The organism is Agrobacterium sp. 22094, assembly GCF_052046015.1.
Taxonomy (GTDB): Bacteria; Pseudomonadota; Alphaproteobacteria; order Rhizobiales; family Rhizobiaceae; genus Agrobacterium; species Agrobacterium cavarae.
The window spans coordinates 169428-185278 of the sequence record NZ_JBQEPX010000002.1; the positions used below are offsets into that span (position 1 = coordinate 169428).

Annotated in this window: 12 protein-coding genes; 7 read left to right on the top strand and 5 right to left on the bottom strand. The window is 56.2% G+C overall.

What is annotated here, in order from left to right:
• Nucleotide 1: 1 nt before the first annotated feature.
• Nucleotides 2-892, bottom strand: coding sequence for an ABC transporter permease (locus tag ACTJK5_RS13280; protein ID WP_440612658.1), 891 nt, complete (start codon nucleotides 890-892; stop codon nucleotides 2-4).
• A 36-nt stretch (nucleotides 893-928) separates the two neighbouring features.
• Nucleotides 929-2161, bottom strand: a complete 1233-nt coding sequence (gene proV / locus ACTJK5_RS13285) for a glycine betaine/L-proline ABC transporter ATP-binding protein ProV (protein ID WP_062424387.1) — start codon at nucleotides 2159-2161, stop codon at nucleotides 929-931.
• An 803-nt stretch (nucleotides 2162-2964) separates the two neighbouring features.
• On the opposite strand from proV, the gene ACTJK5_RS13290 reads away from it, so the two are divergent.
• Nucleotides 2965-3459, top strand: coding sequence for an oxidoreductase (locus ACTJK5_RS13290; RefSeq protein ID WP_162692977.1), 495 nt, complete (start codon nucleotides 2965-2967; stop codon nucleotides 3457-3459).
• A 56-nt stretch (nucleotides 3460-3515) separates the two neighbouring features.
• Nucleotides 3516-5357 (top strand): putative bifunctional diguanylate cyclase/phosphodiesterase, encoded by a 1842-nt coding sequence (locus ACTJK5_RS13295; protein WP_112519711.1) that lies wholly within the window; start codon nucleotides 3516-3518, stop codon nucleotides 5355-5357.
• A gap of 138 nt (nucleotides 5358-5495) precedes the next feature.
• On the opposite strand, the gene ACTJK5_RS13300 is transcribed toward ACTJK5_RS13295, so the two are convergent.
• Nucleotides 5496-6134 (bottom strand): TetR/AcrR family transcriptional regulator, encoded by a 639-nt coding sequence (locus tag ACTJK5_RS13300; protein WP_112519710.1) that lies wholly within the window; start codon nucleotides 6132-6134, stop codon nucleotides 5496-5498.
• Between the two features lie 142 nt (nucleotides 6135-6276).
• Between ACTJK5_RS13300 and ACTJK5_RS13305 the strand changes: the two genes are divergently transcribed.
• Both ACTJK5_RS13305 and ACTJK5_RS13310 read left to right on the top strand, forming a co-directional pair.
• A complete protein-coding gene (locus ACTJK5_RS13305) occupies nucleotides 6277-8313 on the top strand; it encodes an NADH:flavin oxidoreductase (protein ID WP_162743452.1) in 2037 nt (678 codons plus the stop codon).
• 468 nt (nucleotides 8314-8781) lie between these two features.
• A complete protein-coding gene (locus ACTJK5_RS13310; RefSeq protein ID WP_440612659.1) occupies nucleotides 8782-11793 on the top strand; it encodes a DEAD/DEAH box helicase in 3012 nt (1003 codons plus the stop codon).
• Between the two features lie 72 nt (nucleotides 11794-11865).
• Here the strand turns inward: ACTJK5_RS13310 and ACTJK5_RS13315 are convergent, their stop codons facing one another.
• A complete protein-coding gene (locus tag ACTJK5_RS13315) occupies nucleotides 11866-12891 on the bottom strand; it encodes a hydroxyacid dehydrogenase (protein ID WP_440612660.1) in 1026 nt (341 codons plus the stop codon).
• Between the two features lie 172 nt (nucleotides 12892-13063).
• The gene (locus ACTJK5_RS13320) at nucleotides 13064-13852 is read right to left on the bottom strand and encodes a DUF4394 domain-containing protein (RefSeq protein ID WP_162741883.1); all 789 of its coding nucleotides are present in this window, start codon (nucleotides 13850-13852) and stop codon (nucleotides 13064-13066) included.
• A gap of 202 nt (nucleotides 13853-14054) precedes the next feature.
• On the opposite strand from ACTJK5_RS13320, the gene ACTJK5_RS13325 reads away from it, so the two are divergent.
• The 3 genes from ACTJK5_RS13325 to ACTJK5_RS13335 all read left to right on the top strand — a co-directional run bounded on the left by ACTJK5_RS13325 (nucleotide 14055) and on the right by ACTJK5_RS13335 (nucleotide 15813).
• On the top strand, nucleotides 14055-14600 hold the full coding sequence (locus ACTJK5_RS13325) for a sigma-70 family RNA polymerase sigma factor (RefSeq protein WP_062424375.1): 546 nt from the start codon (nucleotides 14055-14057) through the stop codon (nucleotides 14598-14600).
• Nucleotides 14597-15295 (top strand): anti-sigma factor, encoded by a 699-nt coding sequence (locus tag ACTJK5_RS13330; protein WP_440612661.1) that lies wholly within the window; start codon nucleotides 14597-14599, stop codon nucleotides 15293-15295. The genes ACTJK5_RS13325 and ACTJK5_RS13330 overlap by 4 nt, the downstream gene beginning before the upstream one ends.
• Before the next feature lie 218 nt (nucleotides 15296-15513).
• Nucleotides 15514-15813 carry a hypothetical protein gene (locus ACTJK5_RS13335; RefSeq protein WP_274101234.1) on the top strand — a complete coding sequence of 100 codons (300 nt, stop codon included), beginning with the start codon at nucleotides 15514-15516 and terminating at the stop codon, nucleotides 15811-15813.
• Nucleotides 15814-15851: the final 38 nt, after the last annotated feature.

Sequence of the window (15851 nt, forward strand, 5' to 3'; positions counted from 1 at the left end):
CTCAGGCGGTTGCCGGAGACAATTCCTTGCGCTCGCTCTTTCTCTTGAAAAGCCCCGACCAAATGGCAGATTGAGGCTTTCCAAGGCTTTGGGTAAGGCGATCGAGGATCACCGCGAGGATGACGACAGCAAGACCGCCTTCGAAACCGGTGCCCACGTCGAGACGCTGTATACCGGTGAGAACCGTGTTCCCAATGCCGCCTGCGCCAATCATGGATGCAATGACAACCATGGAAAGCGACAGCATGATCGTCTGGTTGATGCCCGCCATGATCGAGGGCATGGCGTTCGGCAACTGAACCTTGAAGAGCAACTGCGAAGGAGTGCAGCCAAAGGCGTTTCCAGCTTCGATGAACTCTACATGCACCTGGCGAATACCGAGATTGGTGAGCCGCACCACCGGTGGCATGGCGAAGATGACGGTCGCGATAGCACCAGGTACCGCACCAAGCCCAAAAAACATTGCCGCAGGAATGAGATAGACGAATGCGGGCATGGTTTGCATGAGGTCGAGGACCGGTCGGACGAGCGCAGCAACGGAATCCTTTCGCGCCATGGCGATCCCGAGCGGAAGACCGATGATCATGGCCATCAATGTTGAAGCTATGACAAGTGACAGCGTTTCCATCATCGCTGTCCAGAGTCCCATGTGGTCAACGAGCCAAAGCGCAAGTCCAGCTAACACACCAAAAGCTGCGCCGACCCGCCAAAACGACAGAATGACAAAGATGAGAATGCCCACAGGCATGGGAATGGCAGTGAGCGTTTCCTGGAAGGTACTTGTCACGAACCCGATCACAGTGGCGACGAAGTCCAAGAAGGGTGAAAAATTGTCCAGAACATAATTGACGACGGCATCGACGCCGTCCCCTATATCGAAATTCATAGTCAAACTCCGGTTGTTGGCCGGTTGGGGGAAATGCTGAAATCAGCTCGCGCGGTCGAGCGTTTCAAGCAGTGTCGATTTGCTGATGGAGCCGAGGTAGCGCCTGGAGTTGTCGACAACTGGAACCGGCCATGGGCTCGCAGCGACACGTCCGAGGACGTTCGACAACGGCTCGTCAGCTGGGATCGGTTCGATCTCGGATAGAAACGCTGCCCTATAGGGGTCCGAATGTCCGGAACGCATATTTTCGACGAGCGTGGTCTGGCTAACAACGCCGTGATAGGTTTTGTCACGCCCCAGGATAATTGCGTATTCGCGGTCGAATGTTTTCATTCGCTCGAGCGCTGCGGCAGCGGTTACACCTTGCCGATCGATGATGGTAACCTGCGTTTTTCGTGCGACGTCGCCGGCCTTGAAGACGTGTGTCACGTCAACGTTTCTAAAGAAGGAGCGCACATAGTCGTTTGCCGGGTTCATCACGATTTCGTCTGGCGTGCCGACCTGAACGACATCGCCGTTTTGCATGATGCAGATCCGGTCGCCGATGCGCATCGCCTCGTCGAGGTCGTGACTGACAAAAACGATGGTTCGGCTGTGCTCTGCCTGGAGGCGGACAAGTTCGTCCTGCATTTCCATGCGGATCAATGGATCGAGAGCGGAAAATGCCTCATCCATGAGCAGGATTGTGGGTTCACTGGCAAGCGCGCGAGCCAAGCCAACGCGTTGCTTCATCCCCCCTGAAAGCTGATCGGGCATGCTGTCTGCGTAACCGGCGAGACCGACAGCTTCGAGCGCCAGGAGCGCCTTTGCGTTACGTTCAGCTTCTCCCATACCGGCAACCTCAAGTCCGAAGGCGGCATTGTTGATCACTGTGCGGTTGGGCAGAAGAGCAAAGGACTGGAATACCATGCTGATATCGCGCCTGCGCACCTCGATCAGGTCGCGACGGGACATTTTGGTGATATCTTGGCCATCGATCTCAATCGAACCCGCCGTGGGCTCGATCAGCCGGTTAAGCAATCGCAGGAGGGTGGACTTGCCCGAGCCTGAGAGGCCCATGATGACAAAAATTTCGCCGGCTTGAATATCGAAGCTTGCCTTGTTGACGCCAACCGAACATCCAGTCGAGGAGTGGATTTCAGATTTCGTCTTCCCGGCGCGAACCATATCCAGCGCCTTGTCGGTGTCCTCACCGAATATCTTATAGACGTTATTGAGACTGATTTTGGTCGTAACCGGCGGAGCCAGTGCGTCATTTTCAGTTTGAGAATTCATAAATTTAATTCAGCCCAGCATAGAGCAAGGGCATTCTCCTTCTTTATCGCAGTGGGACCCCGACAACCTCACGGTTCGAGAGGATCGGGACATCGACAGGATTACAGCTTGTTTGCGACATCACCGCTACCGCAAGCTTTGGAACGAGGGCTCAGATCCGTGATGATGCTTTCGCATGCTCGTTATCTAACCCGAATGAAAATACGGAGTGGCGAGCGTGAAGCTTACCAAGGCGGACAATTTACGGCAATTTTTTTCCAATGTCCATAAAAAAACCTCAAATATTTTTCGCGAAGTGGTCGGTACTTGCGTTCAGACGCTGCATGAGACGCAAATGCACTGCCGTGTCGTACCAAAAAGGCACTTCGTAAAATCCACGTGATCGCGAGATTCGGGGGCAGACATCCCCAGCCAGAATCCGTCTATTTGCGACATGCCACACGTAAAAACGCACAGGGAGCTTAGTATGATCGCCGGACTCTCGCAAAGCTCCACCGACCACGAGCCCCTTGATCGCCCTGACATTTTTCAGGCGCATCGGATGCCACTCGGCTAGAGAGCTGTACCATCCTGCGAGCTGGCGACGCTTTAGAAGCACTGCTTGACTACTTCGACTTGATACAACATGCGCAAATTCAAATTATGAGCCGGAAACTTAAGCACCGCACCCAAAAGTCTTAAAATGCGACCGGTTCCTGCAGCGGCATTAAATAATTGTTACACATAACATAATACCGCAATCGAATAAGATTGAACACAACGAAACTTGAGGTAAGGCTTGGCAATCAAATTGGGGATGATCCATGCCAACTCGCCGACACGTTATTCGTTTCTTGACCGGGCTGATGCTTGCTGGTGTTGTTGGCGGTAATACTGCACATTCTTCAGAACCAATCTTGAAGATTCAGGGACTTGCTTCTGGGCAGCCAATTTCGATCGCTCTTGATCTGCCGGCAATGGACAAGATGCCCCAGACCAGCTTCTCGACCACGACGCCTTGGCATAATGGCGTGACGGAATTCAGTGGTGTGTCGCTGAAAGATTTCCTGTCTTCTACGCAGCTCAGCGGCACGAAGTTACAGATCATCGCTTTGAATGACTACGAAGTGGAAGCGGATATATCCGAGCTGCAAGAGGCCGGTGCGCTCCTAGCGACCCGCCAAAACGGCACGATTATGCCGGTCAGTGACAAGGGTCCGGTGTTTCTGGTTTTCCCATTCGATAGCCGCCCCGAATTGCAGCATCAGACCTATTACAGTCGTGCTGTGTGGCAAATTGCGGAAATCAACGTCCAGTGAGAGCGATCGGGGACACAATTGACCTTCCAGTCCGCTACCGGCGTACCAAGATAACGTTGACACTTGTCACGGCGGCACTTGCGTTGATCGCTGTTGCGAGTTCTTTCCTGGCTTTCAGTTACCAACGCCATATCGTGGAAGCATCCCGCTATAATCGCACCTTCGATCTAGGCCAAACCGCGGTCGAGTTGCTGCGCCTCCAGTTTGCTCTCCAGCAAAGTCAGACATCAGGCGAAATCGGTGATGTCGCGTTTCGGCTCAGCATCATCAATAACCGGTTGAAGATCCTGTCATCCAGTTCGTCTAGCAGCGACCCCAAGCAGAAGGCGATGCTGGAAGACCTGAAAACCGTTGTATCGACGCTTGCGCCGCTGGTCTCCGAGCCGCATTCTCCGACGGCCATGCGCGAAGGCGTATCAAAACTTCAGCCTTTCATCGCGCCCGTGCTGCGACTAGGTTCGCTTTCGCATGCGACTGTCGGAGACGAGATTCAACAGAACCAGAGCCAGCTCAGCATCATCTTTGCCACGATCTGTTTTGTCACGATGACATTCGTTGCCTTTGGCGCCGTTCTGCTGGTGTTTGTTTTCCGCCAAAATGCCAAGTTGGACCGCGTCGTACGAATAGACTCTTTGACGGGTATCGCAAACCGGATTGGCTTCCACGCTTCGATTTCGGGTAAACAGAATGTCGAACAGTCACTGATCATCCTCGACGTCGATCACTTCAAGATGATCAACGACACGCTGGGGCACGCCTCTGGCGATCGATTGCTTGTCGAATTGTCTAAGCGACTGAGCACATCGTGCATCGGCGCCAGCGTCATTGCACGAATTGGCGGTGACGAATTCGGCATTCTATACACTGGCTCGAACGCAGCAAATGAGGCCGTCGAATGCAGCAAGCGGATTTTGCAGGAAGTCCGTGCACCTTTCGACATCGATGGCAGGCTCGTCACCTCAAGCGTCAGCCTCGGTGTCAGCTCAAGCGACGTTAATTCCGATCGCGGCTCAACCCTGTTCAGACACGCCGATATCGCACTTTACGAAGCAAAGAAGGCTGGACGCAACCAGTTCATGATCTTTCACCCGGACATGAACCAACACCTGACACGTTGGCAATGTCTGCAAAACGATCTCGCGACTGCTACGGAAACAGGACAGCTATTTCTGCTTTTTCAGCCGATCGTCGATCTTGCCACCGACACGACGCGAGGCTTCGAGGCATTGTTACGCTGGCAACATCCTGAACTCGGTCTCATCTCCCCTGTGGAGTTCATTCCGATCGCTGAAGAGAGCGGCCAGATCGGCCCTATCGGATCTTGGGTTATCGAAGCCGCTTGCCAGCAGGCAGCCCTTCTTCCGACCAACACCTTTATTGCTGTCAACGTGTCCGCAGCTCAGCTGACGAATCCATCCCTTGTGCTCCATACGCGCGCATCTCTGACAAAAAATGGCGTTTCACCCGAGCGCCTCGAGATCGAGATCACGGAGAGCACGTTGATCGAGAATGACGAACGCGCGCTCTCCGTTCTTCATGAACTCCGGCTCATGGGTTGCCGAATTTCCCTTGATGACTTTGGCACCGGCTACGCTTCTCTCAGCTATTTACGTCGCTTCCCCTTCGATAAAATAAAGATCGACCAGTCATTCCTGCGCGGCGCATCACATTCCGAGGAAGCCGCCGCAATCATTGCCGGGACATGCGATCTTGCCCACCGGCTGAAGTTGACGATCGTCGCCGAAGGCATCGAAACCGAAGAACATCGTGAAATTGTGCGTTCCGCAGGATGCCACTTGGGTCAGGGCTATTTGTTCGACAAGCCGTTGACCGCCGAAGCATCCCTATCGAGGCTCACCTTCGAGGCAGGACCGGACGCTTTCAAGAAGCGCGGATAGAGGGGCGATCCTAGGCGGGCCTACGCTGCCTGATAAAACTGCTTAAGCGTCGACCTAGCTTCTGACACCGTAGGCACAACATTTCGTCGGCAATTTTCGCAGGAAACTCAAATCGAGTTGCCGTGGAAGGTCGTAAAATCATCCAAGATCGGCACCCTTGAAGCTATGGCGGGCAAAAAAGCGGTCGAGATCGCGCTGCTGGGGCGCGATACCGGTATACACCTCGATGTAGTGAGGAATGCGTTTCATGCGCAAAGAAATGTTCTCTTTCGTGCGCATCGAAACGTAGCCGATTTGAACGAGATAGGTCGTGCGGGCCCGAACATCCGCGTCCAGCTCGGCGTGGCCAAACCGCATGAACATATTCTGTAGCGCGGAGAGCCTTGCGCGGTCGGCATTTTCTATCTCTGTCGAAATGTCCTCAGACTGCAGGGCCCAACTCCGAACCGCAAATTCAAAGCGTGGATCGAACAGTTCGGGGCTAATCCAACAATCAAAGACGTTGAACATCGCCTCAACGATACTCTCAGCATAAGCCTCGCACTGCTTGACCAAATTGCCAGTGTTCTTCTCCCGCCAGCGGGTGAGAAGCGCCGACAGAAGCTCTTCCCGGTCCTTGAAGAACCAGTAGAAGCTCGTGCGGGACAAGTTCAACTTTTTTCCAAGCGGCAGGATTTTCACCGACTCGACGCCGGTTTCCAACAAGGCTTCATAGGCAGCCTGCAGCCACACCTCTTGCGATCCGCGCCAACCGCTGTCGTGAGAAATCTCTGTCATGGTCGGTTCCTATCAAACCGGTGGATCTCAAACAATTGCCTGATCACACATGCATCGAACCAATGTACTGCCATGCTCTTAATATTGACACCTATGTACATTTTTTTTTAGTTTGACGACAACCCTCTTGCGGAGAAAGCCGATGTCGAACGATCCCCTCCTCCAGCCTTTTCAACTTAAGCACCTGACGCTCCGAAACCGCATCATCGTCACAGCGCACGAACCGGCCTATCCGGAAGACGGGATGCCAAAGGAGCGATATCGCGCATACACGGTGGAGCGGGCGAAAGGCGGAGTTGCACTGACGATGACGGCCGGATCAGCAGCCGTATCGAAAGACAGCCCTCCGGTTTTCAACAACCTGCTCGCTTATAAGGACGAGATTGTTCCCTGGATCCGGGAAATGACCGATGCCGTGCATGAGCAGGGTTCGGCGATCATGGTTCAACTCACCCATCTTGGCCGTCGCACGCGATGGGACAAGGGCGACTGGCTCCCGGTCGTCGCCCCATCCCATCATCGCGAAGTCGCGCACCGCGCTTTTCCCAAGAAGATAGAGGACTGGGATATCGAGCGGATCATCAAGGACTTCGCCGACGCCGCAGAGCGGATGCAGGCAGGCGGCATGGATGGCGTGGAACTGGAGGCATACGGCCATCTCCTCGAGCAGTTCACCTCGCCTCGAACCAATGAGCTGGATGCCCCGTATGGCGGCTCGCTCGACAACCGCATGCGGTTCTGTCTCGACGTGCTTGGCGCGATTAGAAAGCGCGTTGGCAACGAATTCATTCTCGGCATTCGTTACACGGCAGATGAGCGGGTAGCGAATGGCGCGGGCTCGGAGGAAGGTCTCGAAATATCGCGACGCCTAAAGGAAAGCGGCCTGATCGACTACCTCAATGTCATCCGCGGCCATATCGATACAGACCCAGGACTGACGGATGTCATTCCGATCCAGGGGATGGCCAATTCGCCGCATCTCGATTTCGCCGGTCAGATCCGGTCAGCAACCAATTTCCCGACGTTCCACGCCGCAAAAATTCCCGATGTTGCAACGGCTCGGCACGCCATCGCTTCCGGCAAGGTCGATATGGTTGGAATGACGCGCGCCCATATGACAGACCCCCACATTGTCCGTAAGATCATGGAAAAGCGGGAGGATGACATACGACCCTGCGTCGGGGCGAATTACTGTCTCGATCGCATCTACCAGGGCGGCATGGCCTTCTGCATCCACAACGCCGCAACGGGACGAGAGGTCGACATCCCTCACACCATCCCCAAAGCCACGCGACGTAGAAAAGTGGTCATCGTTGGGGCGGGACCCGCGGGGCTTGAGGCGGCCCGGGTGTCTGCCGAACGCGGCCATTCGGTTGTCGTCTTCGAGGCCGCCAACAACGCCGGTGGGCAAATCCGTTTGACGGCTCAAAGCGAGCGCCGCCGGGAGATGATTAGTATTATCGACTGGCGGATGAGCCAGTGCGAAAAGCTCGGCGTTCAGTTTCACTTCAACACCTGGGCGGATGTGGAGACCGTAGAGGCTGAGATGCCAGACGTGGTGATCATCGCCACGGGCGGACTTCCCCATACCGATGTACTGGTGGCCGGCAACGAACTCGTGGTGTCTTCATGGGACATCATCTCGGGCGACGTCAAACCCGGCACGAACGTCCTGATCTACGACGATGCCGGCGACCACGCAGCCCTTCAAGCTGCCGAGATTGCCGCGAAGTCCGGAGCGAAGGTGGAGATCATGACACGCGACCGCGCCTTTGCGCCGGAGGTCATGGGCATGAATCTCGTCCCCTATATCAGAGCATTGCAGAAGCTCGAAACCACGTTCACGGTGACCTATACGTTGACGGCAGTGGAGCGAAGCGGAAACCAGTTGCTGGCCCACATCGGCAGCGATTATGGTGGTGTCGACAAGCGCAAGCTCTTCGACCAGGTAGTGGTCAACCACGGAACACGGCCGCTGGATGAACTCTACTTCGAGCTCAAGCCGCAATCGATCAACGGTGGTGAAGTCTCCCACGATCAGCTTATTGCAGGCGATTCCCAATCCGTGACGCGAAACGAGAACGGCACGTTTCAGCTTTTCAGGATTGGCGATGCAGTAGCGGCGCGTAACACCCACGCCGCAATCTACGACGGTCTGCGTATTGCAAAGGATCTCTGATCGTTCAAATCCAATCGAAGCGAAAATGGACGCATCCTCGACGGCTCGCTAAAGGGCCGTCACAATCGTTCATCCGCACGGGCTCACGCGCTGCAAAGATGACGTTGGCAAGGAACAAGCTGTTGGGAACTTTGTTCTCGATGGCTGGTGAAATTGCTTATGAAAGAAATGCGAATGGATGTGAGCGCGTCTAGACCTAATAAGAAAAGAGCCGCCGCATCTAACAACGCCCCTGAGCCGATCCAGCCACCAAAGCTACCGCCAGGATTCGTTGCAACGAGGCTTGCTGCTTTGCTTGCCCAATCCGAAACGTCACTCTGCTATGTTGCGGCGAGCGAGGGAGAGGCTGACCGGATAGCGGATGCCATCACTGCTCTTTTCCCAGAGATAAACCATATTGTGTTTCCTCCATGGGATTGCCTTCCATACGACCGCGTTCTCCCGTCTCGTCACTGCATGGGCCGAAGAATGGACGCGCTGCGACTATGGATTGGTGGGGGTTCCAGCCGTCGCCTGATGCTGACGTCCTTGGAAGCTATCCTTCAACGCGTCCCGCCGGCAGACGCGATCTCCGAGAGCGTTTTCCAACTGGAGGTCGGCACATCGTTCAACTGCGATGCGTTCATGGATTTCATCGCACGCACAGGATATACGGAAGAAGGCGTTGCCGACGATCCGGGGGAATTGGCTGTCCGTGACTGCGTCATCGACATCTACCCTGCCGGTGCTCCGGGGCCCATGCGGATTGTCCTTGATGAGAATGACAACCTCCTGGAGTTGCATGGCTTCGACCGCCTGTCGCAGCGCACGGAAAGTTCTTTGGAGCACGTATCGATTGGCCCCGCTTCCGAAGTTATTAAGGGTGATGACGCTTCTCAAGACGCCGGTCCATCTGCAAGCACCATCGAGAACTCGCTCATTCGCCAGTACGATCACATGCCAAGCGCGTTTGATCTCCTCGGTGATACAACCCTGATCCTGGGACAGGGCATCAATCAGCGGCTCGAACACTATCTGGACATCATCGACGACGCGCAGCAGGCCCATATTGATTTCGGCGCAGCGGATGCAGCGTCGCGTCCGTCGCTCTATCTCGACCGCGGCGAATGGGACGAGCAGACCGGTCGTATGGGGTTGGAGACCCTAAAAATCGACGATGGTGAGGATCTGCCGACGAAGCCCTATAACGCCGACTACCGGAAGTCGGTCACCAGATTCGCGCAGGACGCCCTTCAAGAGCATAAAAAGGTTCTGATCGCGGGTAACGGCAAGCGCGCCGAGGCTCTTTATCGGCGACTGGAGAAGGGAGCGGACGCTCCCAACGGCACCGTCGCCCGATGGGATGATGTTTTGAAAGCGACGCCTGGCAGTCTCATGAAGATTGCCACCAATCTCCAGGAAGGTTTTGTCGATACGAGTGAGGGTATCGTCGTCGTTGCTACGCCCGATGCACCGATGGCCGACACCAACTCTCATCAATTGCTAACCGAGCCCGAGCTTCGGATCGGTGATGTGGTTGTGCACGAAGATCATGGCATTGGCGTTCTGAAGGATCTCGAGACGATCCTTGTCGAAGACGTCGCGCGCGACGCAGCCCGATTGGAGTATCGCGATGGAGATTCCATCCTCGTTCCCATGCGAGAGTTCGACAAGCTCTGGCGTTATGGTTCCGAGCCTGATGCTGTTTCGCTCGATCGTCTTCACACCGAGGCCTGGAGCAAAAAGAGCCAGAAGATTGCGCAGGACATCGTTTCAACTGCCCGTCACCTTTCGAAGATTGCCAAGCAGAGGCAGTCCTCACAGGCGCAGACATTCATCCCTCCTCGCACTCAATTTGCAGCATTCACGCGCCGTTTTCCTTTCGCCGAGACCCGCGATCAATCAAAAGCGATCAACGATGTTTTGTCTGATCTCGCATCGGGAAAGGCAATGAACCGCCTCGTGTGCGGAGACGTCGGCTTCGGCAAGACGGAGGTCGCGCTGCGTGCCGCGGCGGCGGTGGCCCTCTCTGGCGGACAGGTTGCCGTTATCGCGCCCACCACCGTTTTAGCGCGTCAGCACTTCCAAACCTTCCAGCAACGCTTCGAAGGGACAGACGTCTCTGTCGGAATGATGTCGCGGCTGGTGAAGCCAGCCGCAAGCAAGCAAACCAAAGCGGCTCTGGCCGAGGGCAAAATCGGGGTCATCGTGGCGACGCAAGCGATCTTCGCAAAAGATGTGCGTTTTGCTCGGCTGGGGCTGTTGATCGTGGATGAGGAGCATCGTTTTGGGTTGAAAGAGAAGAGTGCGATGAACAGGCTCGCGCCTTCCCTTCACACGCTTATGATGTCCGCGACGCCAATTCCGCGAACACTGCAATCGGCTATGGTTGGCGTGCAGGAGGTTAGCCTTCTCACCACGCCGCCATCGCGAAGGCGCCCGGTGCGTACCTCACTCGCTGCTTTCGACCGCGCATCGATGCGAACGGGTTTGATGCGGGAGCATCGCCGAGGCGGACAGAGCTTCGTCGTCGTTCCTCGTATTGAGGACATCGAGGGTGTCGAAACCATACTGAAGAACATCGTTCCAGAACTTTCGGTCAAGGTGGCGCACGGCAGGATGCCGGCAGCAAAAATCGACGAGACCATTGTCGGTTTTGCGGGAGGCGATGGAGATGTCCTGCTCGCCACCAACATTATCGAGAATGGGCTGGACGTGCCGCGGGCTAATACCATGTTTATATGGCACCCAGAGCGCTTCGGGCTTGCTCAACTTCATCAACTGCGCGGACGCGTCGGTCGTTCTGGCGCGCAGGGCAGAGCGACCCTCTTATTGGAAGAGGGGGCAGATCTGGGCGACGAGGCTTTGTCGCGGCTTTCCACGCTTGTAGAGAGTGACCGGTTGGGGTCTGGCTTGGCGATCAGTGTGCGAGATCTCGATCTGCGTGGCGGTGGCGACATCGCCGGTGATGATCAGGCTGGGCATATGAGGGTGATCGGCGTCGGACTGTACCAAAAGCTTTTGGCTGGGGCCGTCGCGGAACTGGGCAAGAAGTCATCACCTTTCCCGCAACAGACGATCCTTCAGCTCGACACAGCGGCGACGATACCGGCGAACTATGTGTCGGATCCCGCCACCAGACTCAATCTCTATGCCAAGCTCTCCCGTGCCTCCAGTCTCCTCGAGATAGATGATCTGAAAGAAGAGTTTGAGGACAGGTTCGGTGAATTGCCTTCGGAGGTGCTCATCCTGCTGCGAACAAGCCGCGTTCAACTAAGCGCGGCGCGATTGGGCATCTCAAAGCTCGAGGCGGGACCGAAGGCGCTCGCCTTGACCTTCACACCAAAGACCCCAGCCAAGCTGCTCGCACACCTCACGAAAAAGGCAGGAGCAGTGCAACGGGACGACAGGCTGATCTTCCAGGTTTCAAGCGGCACAGGCGAAAAGCAACTGGAACAATTCGAGCAGATTCTGGCGGAAGCCAACACGAGCATGAGGTAGCAGCGAAACGCTTTATGACCGACCTAGAGTCGAGCAGCCATATCCGTTTAGGTCACGCGGATAAGCTCATGATTATGAAACGGAAACCGGCTTCGATCTCATCATCCTGGCCGTCGCTGGATCAGCACGACGGCAAAGCCTCGGTGGAAGCCCCTTCATGATGAGTTCCGCATCCGCGACGGCCATCGAGCCCAAAGCATAGAAGGCATCGCGTGTACCGCCAGTCCTGTGAGCAGAGAGAAGGATGCCAGGCGCGCTCCGGATCGGATCGTCTGGCTTGACTGGTTCATCCGGAAACACGTCGGTTGCCACCCTAATATGGCCTGATGCTGCAGCCTCAAGCATCGCCGGAAAGTCTACGACGGCGGCACGGCTCATCAACAGGAAAGCCGCACCCGGTTTCATCGAGGCGAATTCCTTCTTGCCGAGGAAACCTTCGTTCTCGCTTGTGACACTGGCAAAGACGAAGACGACCTGGCTTTCTCGCAGGAGTTCATCAAGCGTCGATGGCAGGCAGTCGAGCCGCTCGACAATCTCCTTCGGTAGCCAGGGATCGAACACGCGGACCGTGTTTCGGAACGGTCGAATGAGCTCACGCAGTTCACGACCAAGATCGCCGAAACCGATGATGCCGACCGGGGCTCCGGCAAAGCGGAATGTCTCCGAATTCCCTTCAAGTCCATAACGCTCGGTGCCCTGCCTGAACGCACGATCCGCTGCGGTAATGCCGCGTGCCAGGTCCAGCGCCATGGCAAGCGACGCTTCCGCAACCGGTGATGCGAAAGCCGACGCCGGTGTGATCACCCATATGCCTCGCTCGACGCAGGCCTGATAATCGACATTGGGCAGAAAATTCGATTCCACATTAATGATCGCCTTCAATCGCGGCGCGCGATCCAAACGCTCTCTTGGCATGTCAGTCTGGCCGAAAATCAAAACCGTGTCTGGGAGGTAGCGCTCCACCTCTTCGGCGGGCATCTGGCGGTCTTCGGATACGACCACCTCGCCGAGCGCCTCCAGACGGGCTCGAACGGAAGGCTCCATGATCAGGTCCAGCGTTCTCGGCAATGGATCGACCAGAATGATGTTGCGGCTCATCGTTTCCTCCCTCGAGAATCGCGTGAGCGGCAGATTAGCGTGAATACCCCCTCGCCGGGCAAGCTCAATTCGGCGGTGATGACGGTCTAAAGGCGCAAGTACCCGGCGTCACGCCCCACAGTCTATGAGATGGAAGGAGGCAGTCAGCTTTGGCCGCCTGCCCCCTCGTTCCTTACATCGCCGGCAGAACGGCAATGTCCCTCACTTCATTCTCCACGCCGGTGATCGCGCCGACTTCGGTCGCCTTGCCGGTTTCGAGATTGACCGTATAGAGCATCTTGTTTGCGGCAAGGTAGGCCGTGTTCTTGCCACCTTCCATGCCCTGAATATCGAAGGCGTATGTCGCCGGCTTATCCTTGAGGCCAAGCTTACCGATCGCCTTCAGCGTCCCATCATTCGGCTTCGTTTGCTGGATCAACGCGCCAATGGTGGCGTCGATATTGTACATCGCCGTCTTTTCCGGCTTTCCGATGGAGTTCGTATAGGCGGCCGCGACGATATTCGGCGTTTCGCCCTTGTGCATATCGCCCTCTTCGAAGGCGAGCGTACCGTCAACCGTTACCGCACCCGTGTCAGGGTGAACCCGGTGGTTGGTGGTTCCGCTCATGAAACGCAGACGATCCGCCATCGGGTTGAAGTCGACCACCACCGGAGCATCGGTGATCGTCAGCATCTTGTCCATTTTCGCTATATCGCTTGCAGCGCCCGTTTCCAGATTAATGCTGACGATGCGATGATCGGGCGTAACGCCAATGACGGTCTTGTTGCCGGGGCGATAATCGATGCCGACAAGCTTATCGACGCCTGTGACCTCCATCGTCTTCGACACCGCGGGCTTTTCCGTGTCGAACATGACGAGTGTCTTGTCGCCGCTCAATCCCAATACCGGCGCTGCCAGCGCGGATGTCGCCGTAGCGACGACGGATATGGAGGCTGCCAAAGCAAAACGAATGGTCTGCATATTCTTCTCCCGTGCGTTTAAAATCAAAGAAGGTTTCGCCACATGGCTTTCAACCCTCCATCTTGAGACACCACGGGGGATGCGATTGGATGCAGCAGGTGAAAATTTTTTTGAAAGCTGCATCTAAGTGGCCGCGACCCGGGTATAGATGGCAAAGACAGCGGATTTACCTTTCCGATCCGAGGAGATGAGTTTGACAGCGATGGGCTCTTTGCCGGTTGATCTAGAAAAAGCGCTCAATGGCTGCGCCAACGGCGACCGGCTGGCCTTGCGTCAGATATTCGATCAAGAGGCAGGCAAGCTTATCGCCGTGGCCCAACGTATCGTTCGGCGTCGTGAGCTTGCAGAAGAGGTGGTACAGGACGCCTTCATCCGCATCTGGACGCACGCCCATCAGTACCGCTCCGATAGCGGTTCGGCACGCGGCTGGATTTATGCCATTGTCCGCAACAGAGCGCTCAATCTGCTTCGTGACGGCAGACGAGAGCATGTGGTCGAAGACGTTGAGACGCTCCGCGACGATCAGCAGGCAGATGAGATCATGGCGGCCTGGCATCGCTTGGACCGCAATTCCCGCCTCTATGAATGCCTCGGCTCTCTCGAGGACACGAAGCGGCAAGGCATTCTGATGGCCTATGTCGGCGGTTACTCACACGGCGAAATAGCAGGTCGCCTGAGAATTCCGCTCGGTACTGCCAAATCATGGATCCGGCGTGGACTGTCGGCACTGCGGGAGTGCCTGGCATGAACTATGACCGCAAGGACGTGCCTCATCTTGCCGACGAGTATGTACTGGGATTGCTCGACGGGGTTGAGGCCAGAGAGATCGAGGATGCCATGAAACGTGATCCTGAACTCAAGGCCGCGATCGCGGCAAGCAGGGATCGGTTCCTGCCACTCGACACGAGCCTGGTTCCTCAATCGGTCAGCGAAGACCTCTGGCGGCGCATCGAGTCTGCTCTGCCCCGTCAAGACCATCGTGCCCCTGACCGGCCAGTCGCAAACGACAACGGCCTAAGGCGCTGGAAGTTCGCAGCGCTCACCTCTCTCGCCGCGTCACTGCTACTGGCCGTTGGACTCGTCTACAGCCTGACCAGAACGGTAGAACCGCTGGTCATCGCGGTGCTTGTCAATGATGCCGGCGAAGTCCAGGCGGTCGTGGAGGATTTCGGCAATGACGAAGCCTCTGTCCGGCTGCTGGCCGATTTCACCGTTCCGCGCGACAAGACGATCCAGGTCTGGACCCTGCCATCGCGCGATGTGGGGCCGGTCTCCCTTGGTCTGCTTGACGGCGTGCATTCGGCTCGCCTTCAAGGACCAGCCCTTCCGAAACCACGCGCCGATCAGCTTTACGAGCTGACGCTTGAGCAAGCAGGCGGTTCGCCAACAGGGCGTCCAACGGGACCGATCCTGGCGAAGGGATTTGCACGCATGCCGCGCTAGCTTTCACTCTTTGAAGGCACGCTCAACAACTGTCATCTGTATGACCTCGTGCGCCTGCGTCGCAACGGTTCAGGTTGAACACCTCGTACCGCGCAAGATCATAAGAACGAAACCCCATCATTGCGAAGGCCATGACAAGCAACACATCTCCTTCTAAAGCAGATTGCTGCATCGAACCGCCAAGCCGCTGCGGTCGATTTTAGGCTGATGGAGTAATAATGCGCAGATGGTCTTTCTGGCTCTGGCTCGCGGCGCTTGCCGTTCCGGTTTCCGTACTGATCTCGCTTCAGATTGATCTGTCTGCCGGGCCGTCCATCGGCGGGGGCGGATACGATCTCGGACCCTTCATCTACTCATGGCTGTTGATGCTGACGACGGGTATCTGGACAGTGTGCACGTTCATTGCGGCGCTGGCATATCGAGACAAGGAGGCCTGGAAGAAAGCACTGATCTTGACGGCGATTGGCTGTCTGACGTTTCTAATAGCGTTGCAGGTCTACGGCAGAAACCTCTCCTAAGGGCAGGTGTACCACCATGCATCTAGGCCGCAGGTGCC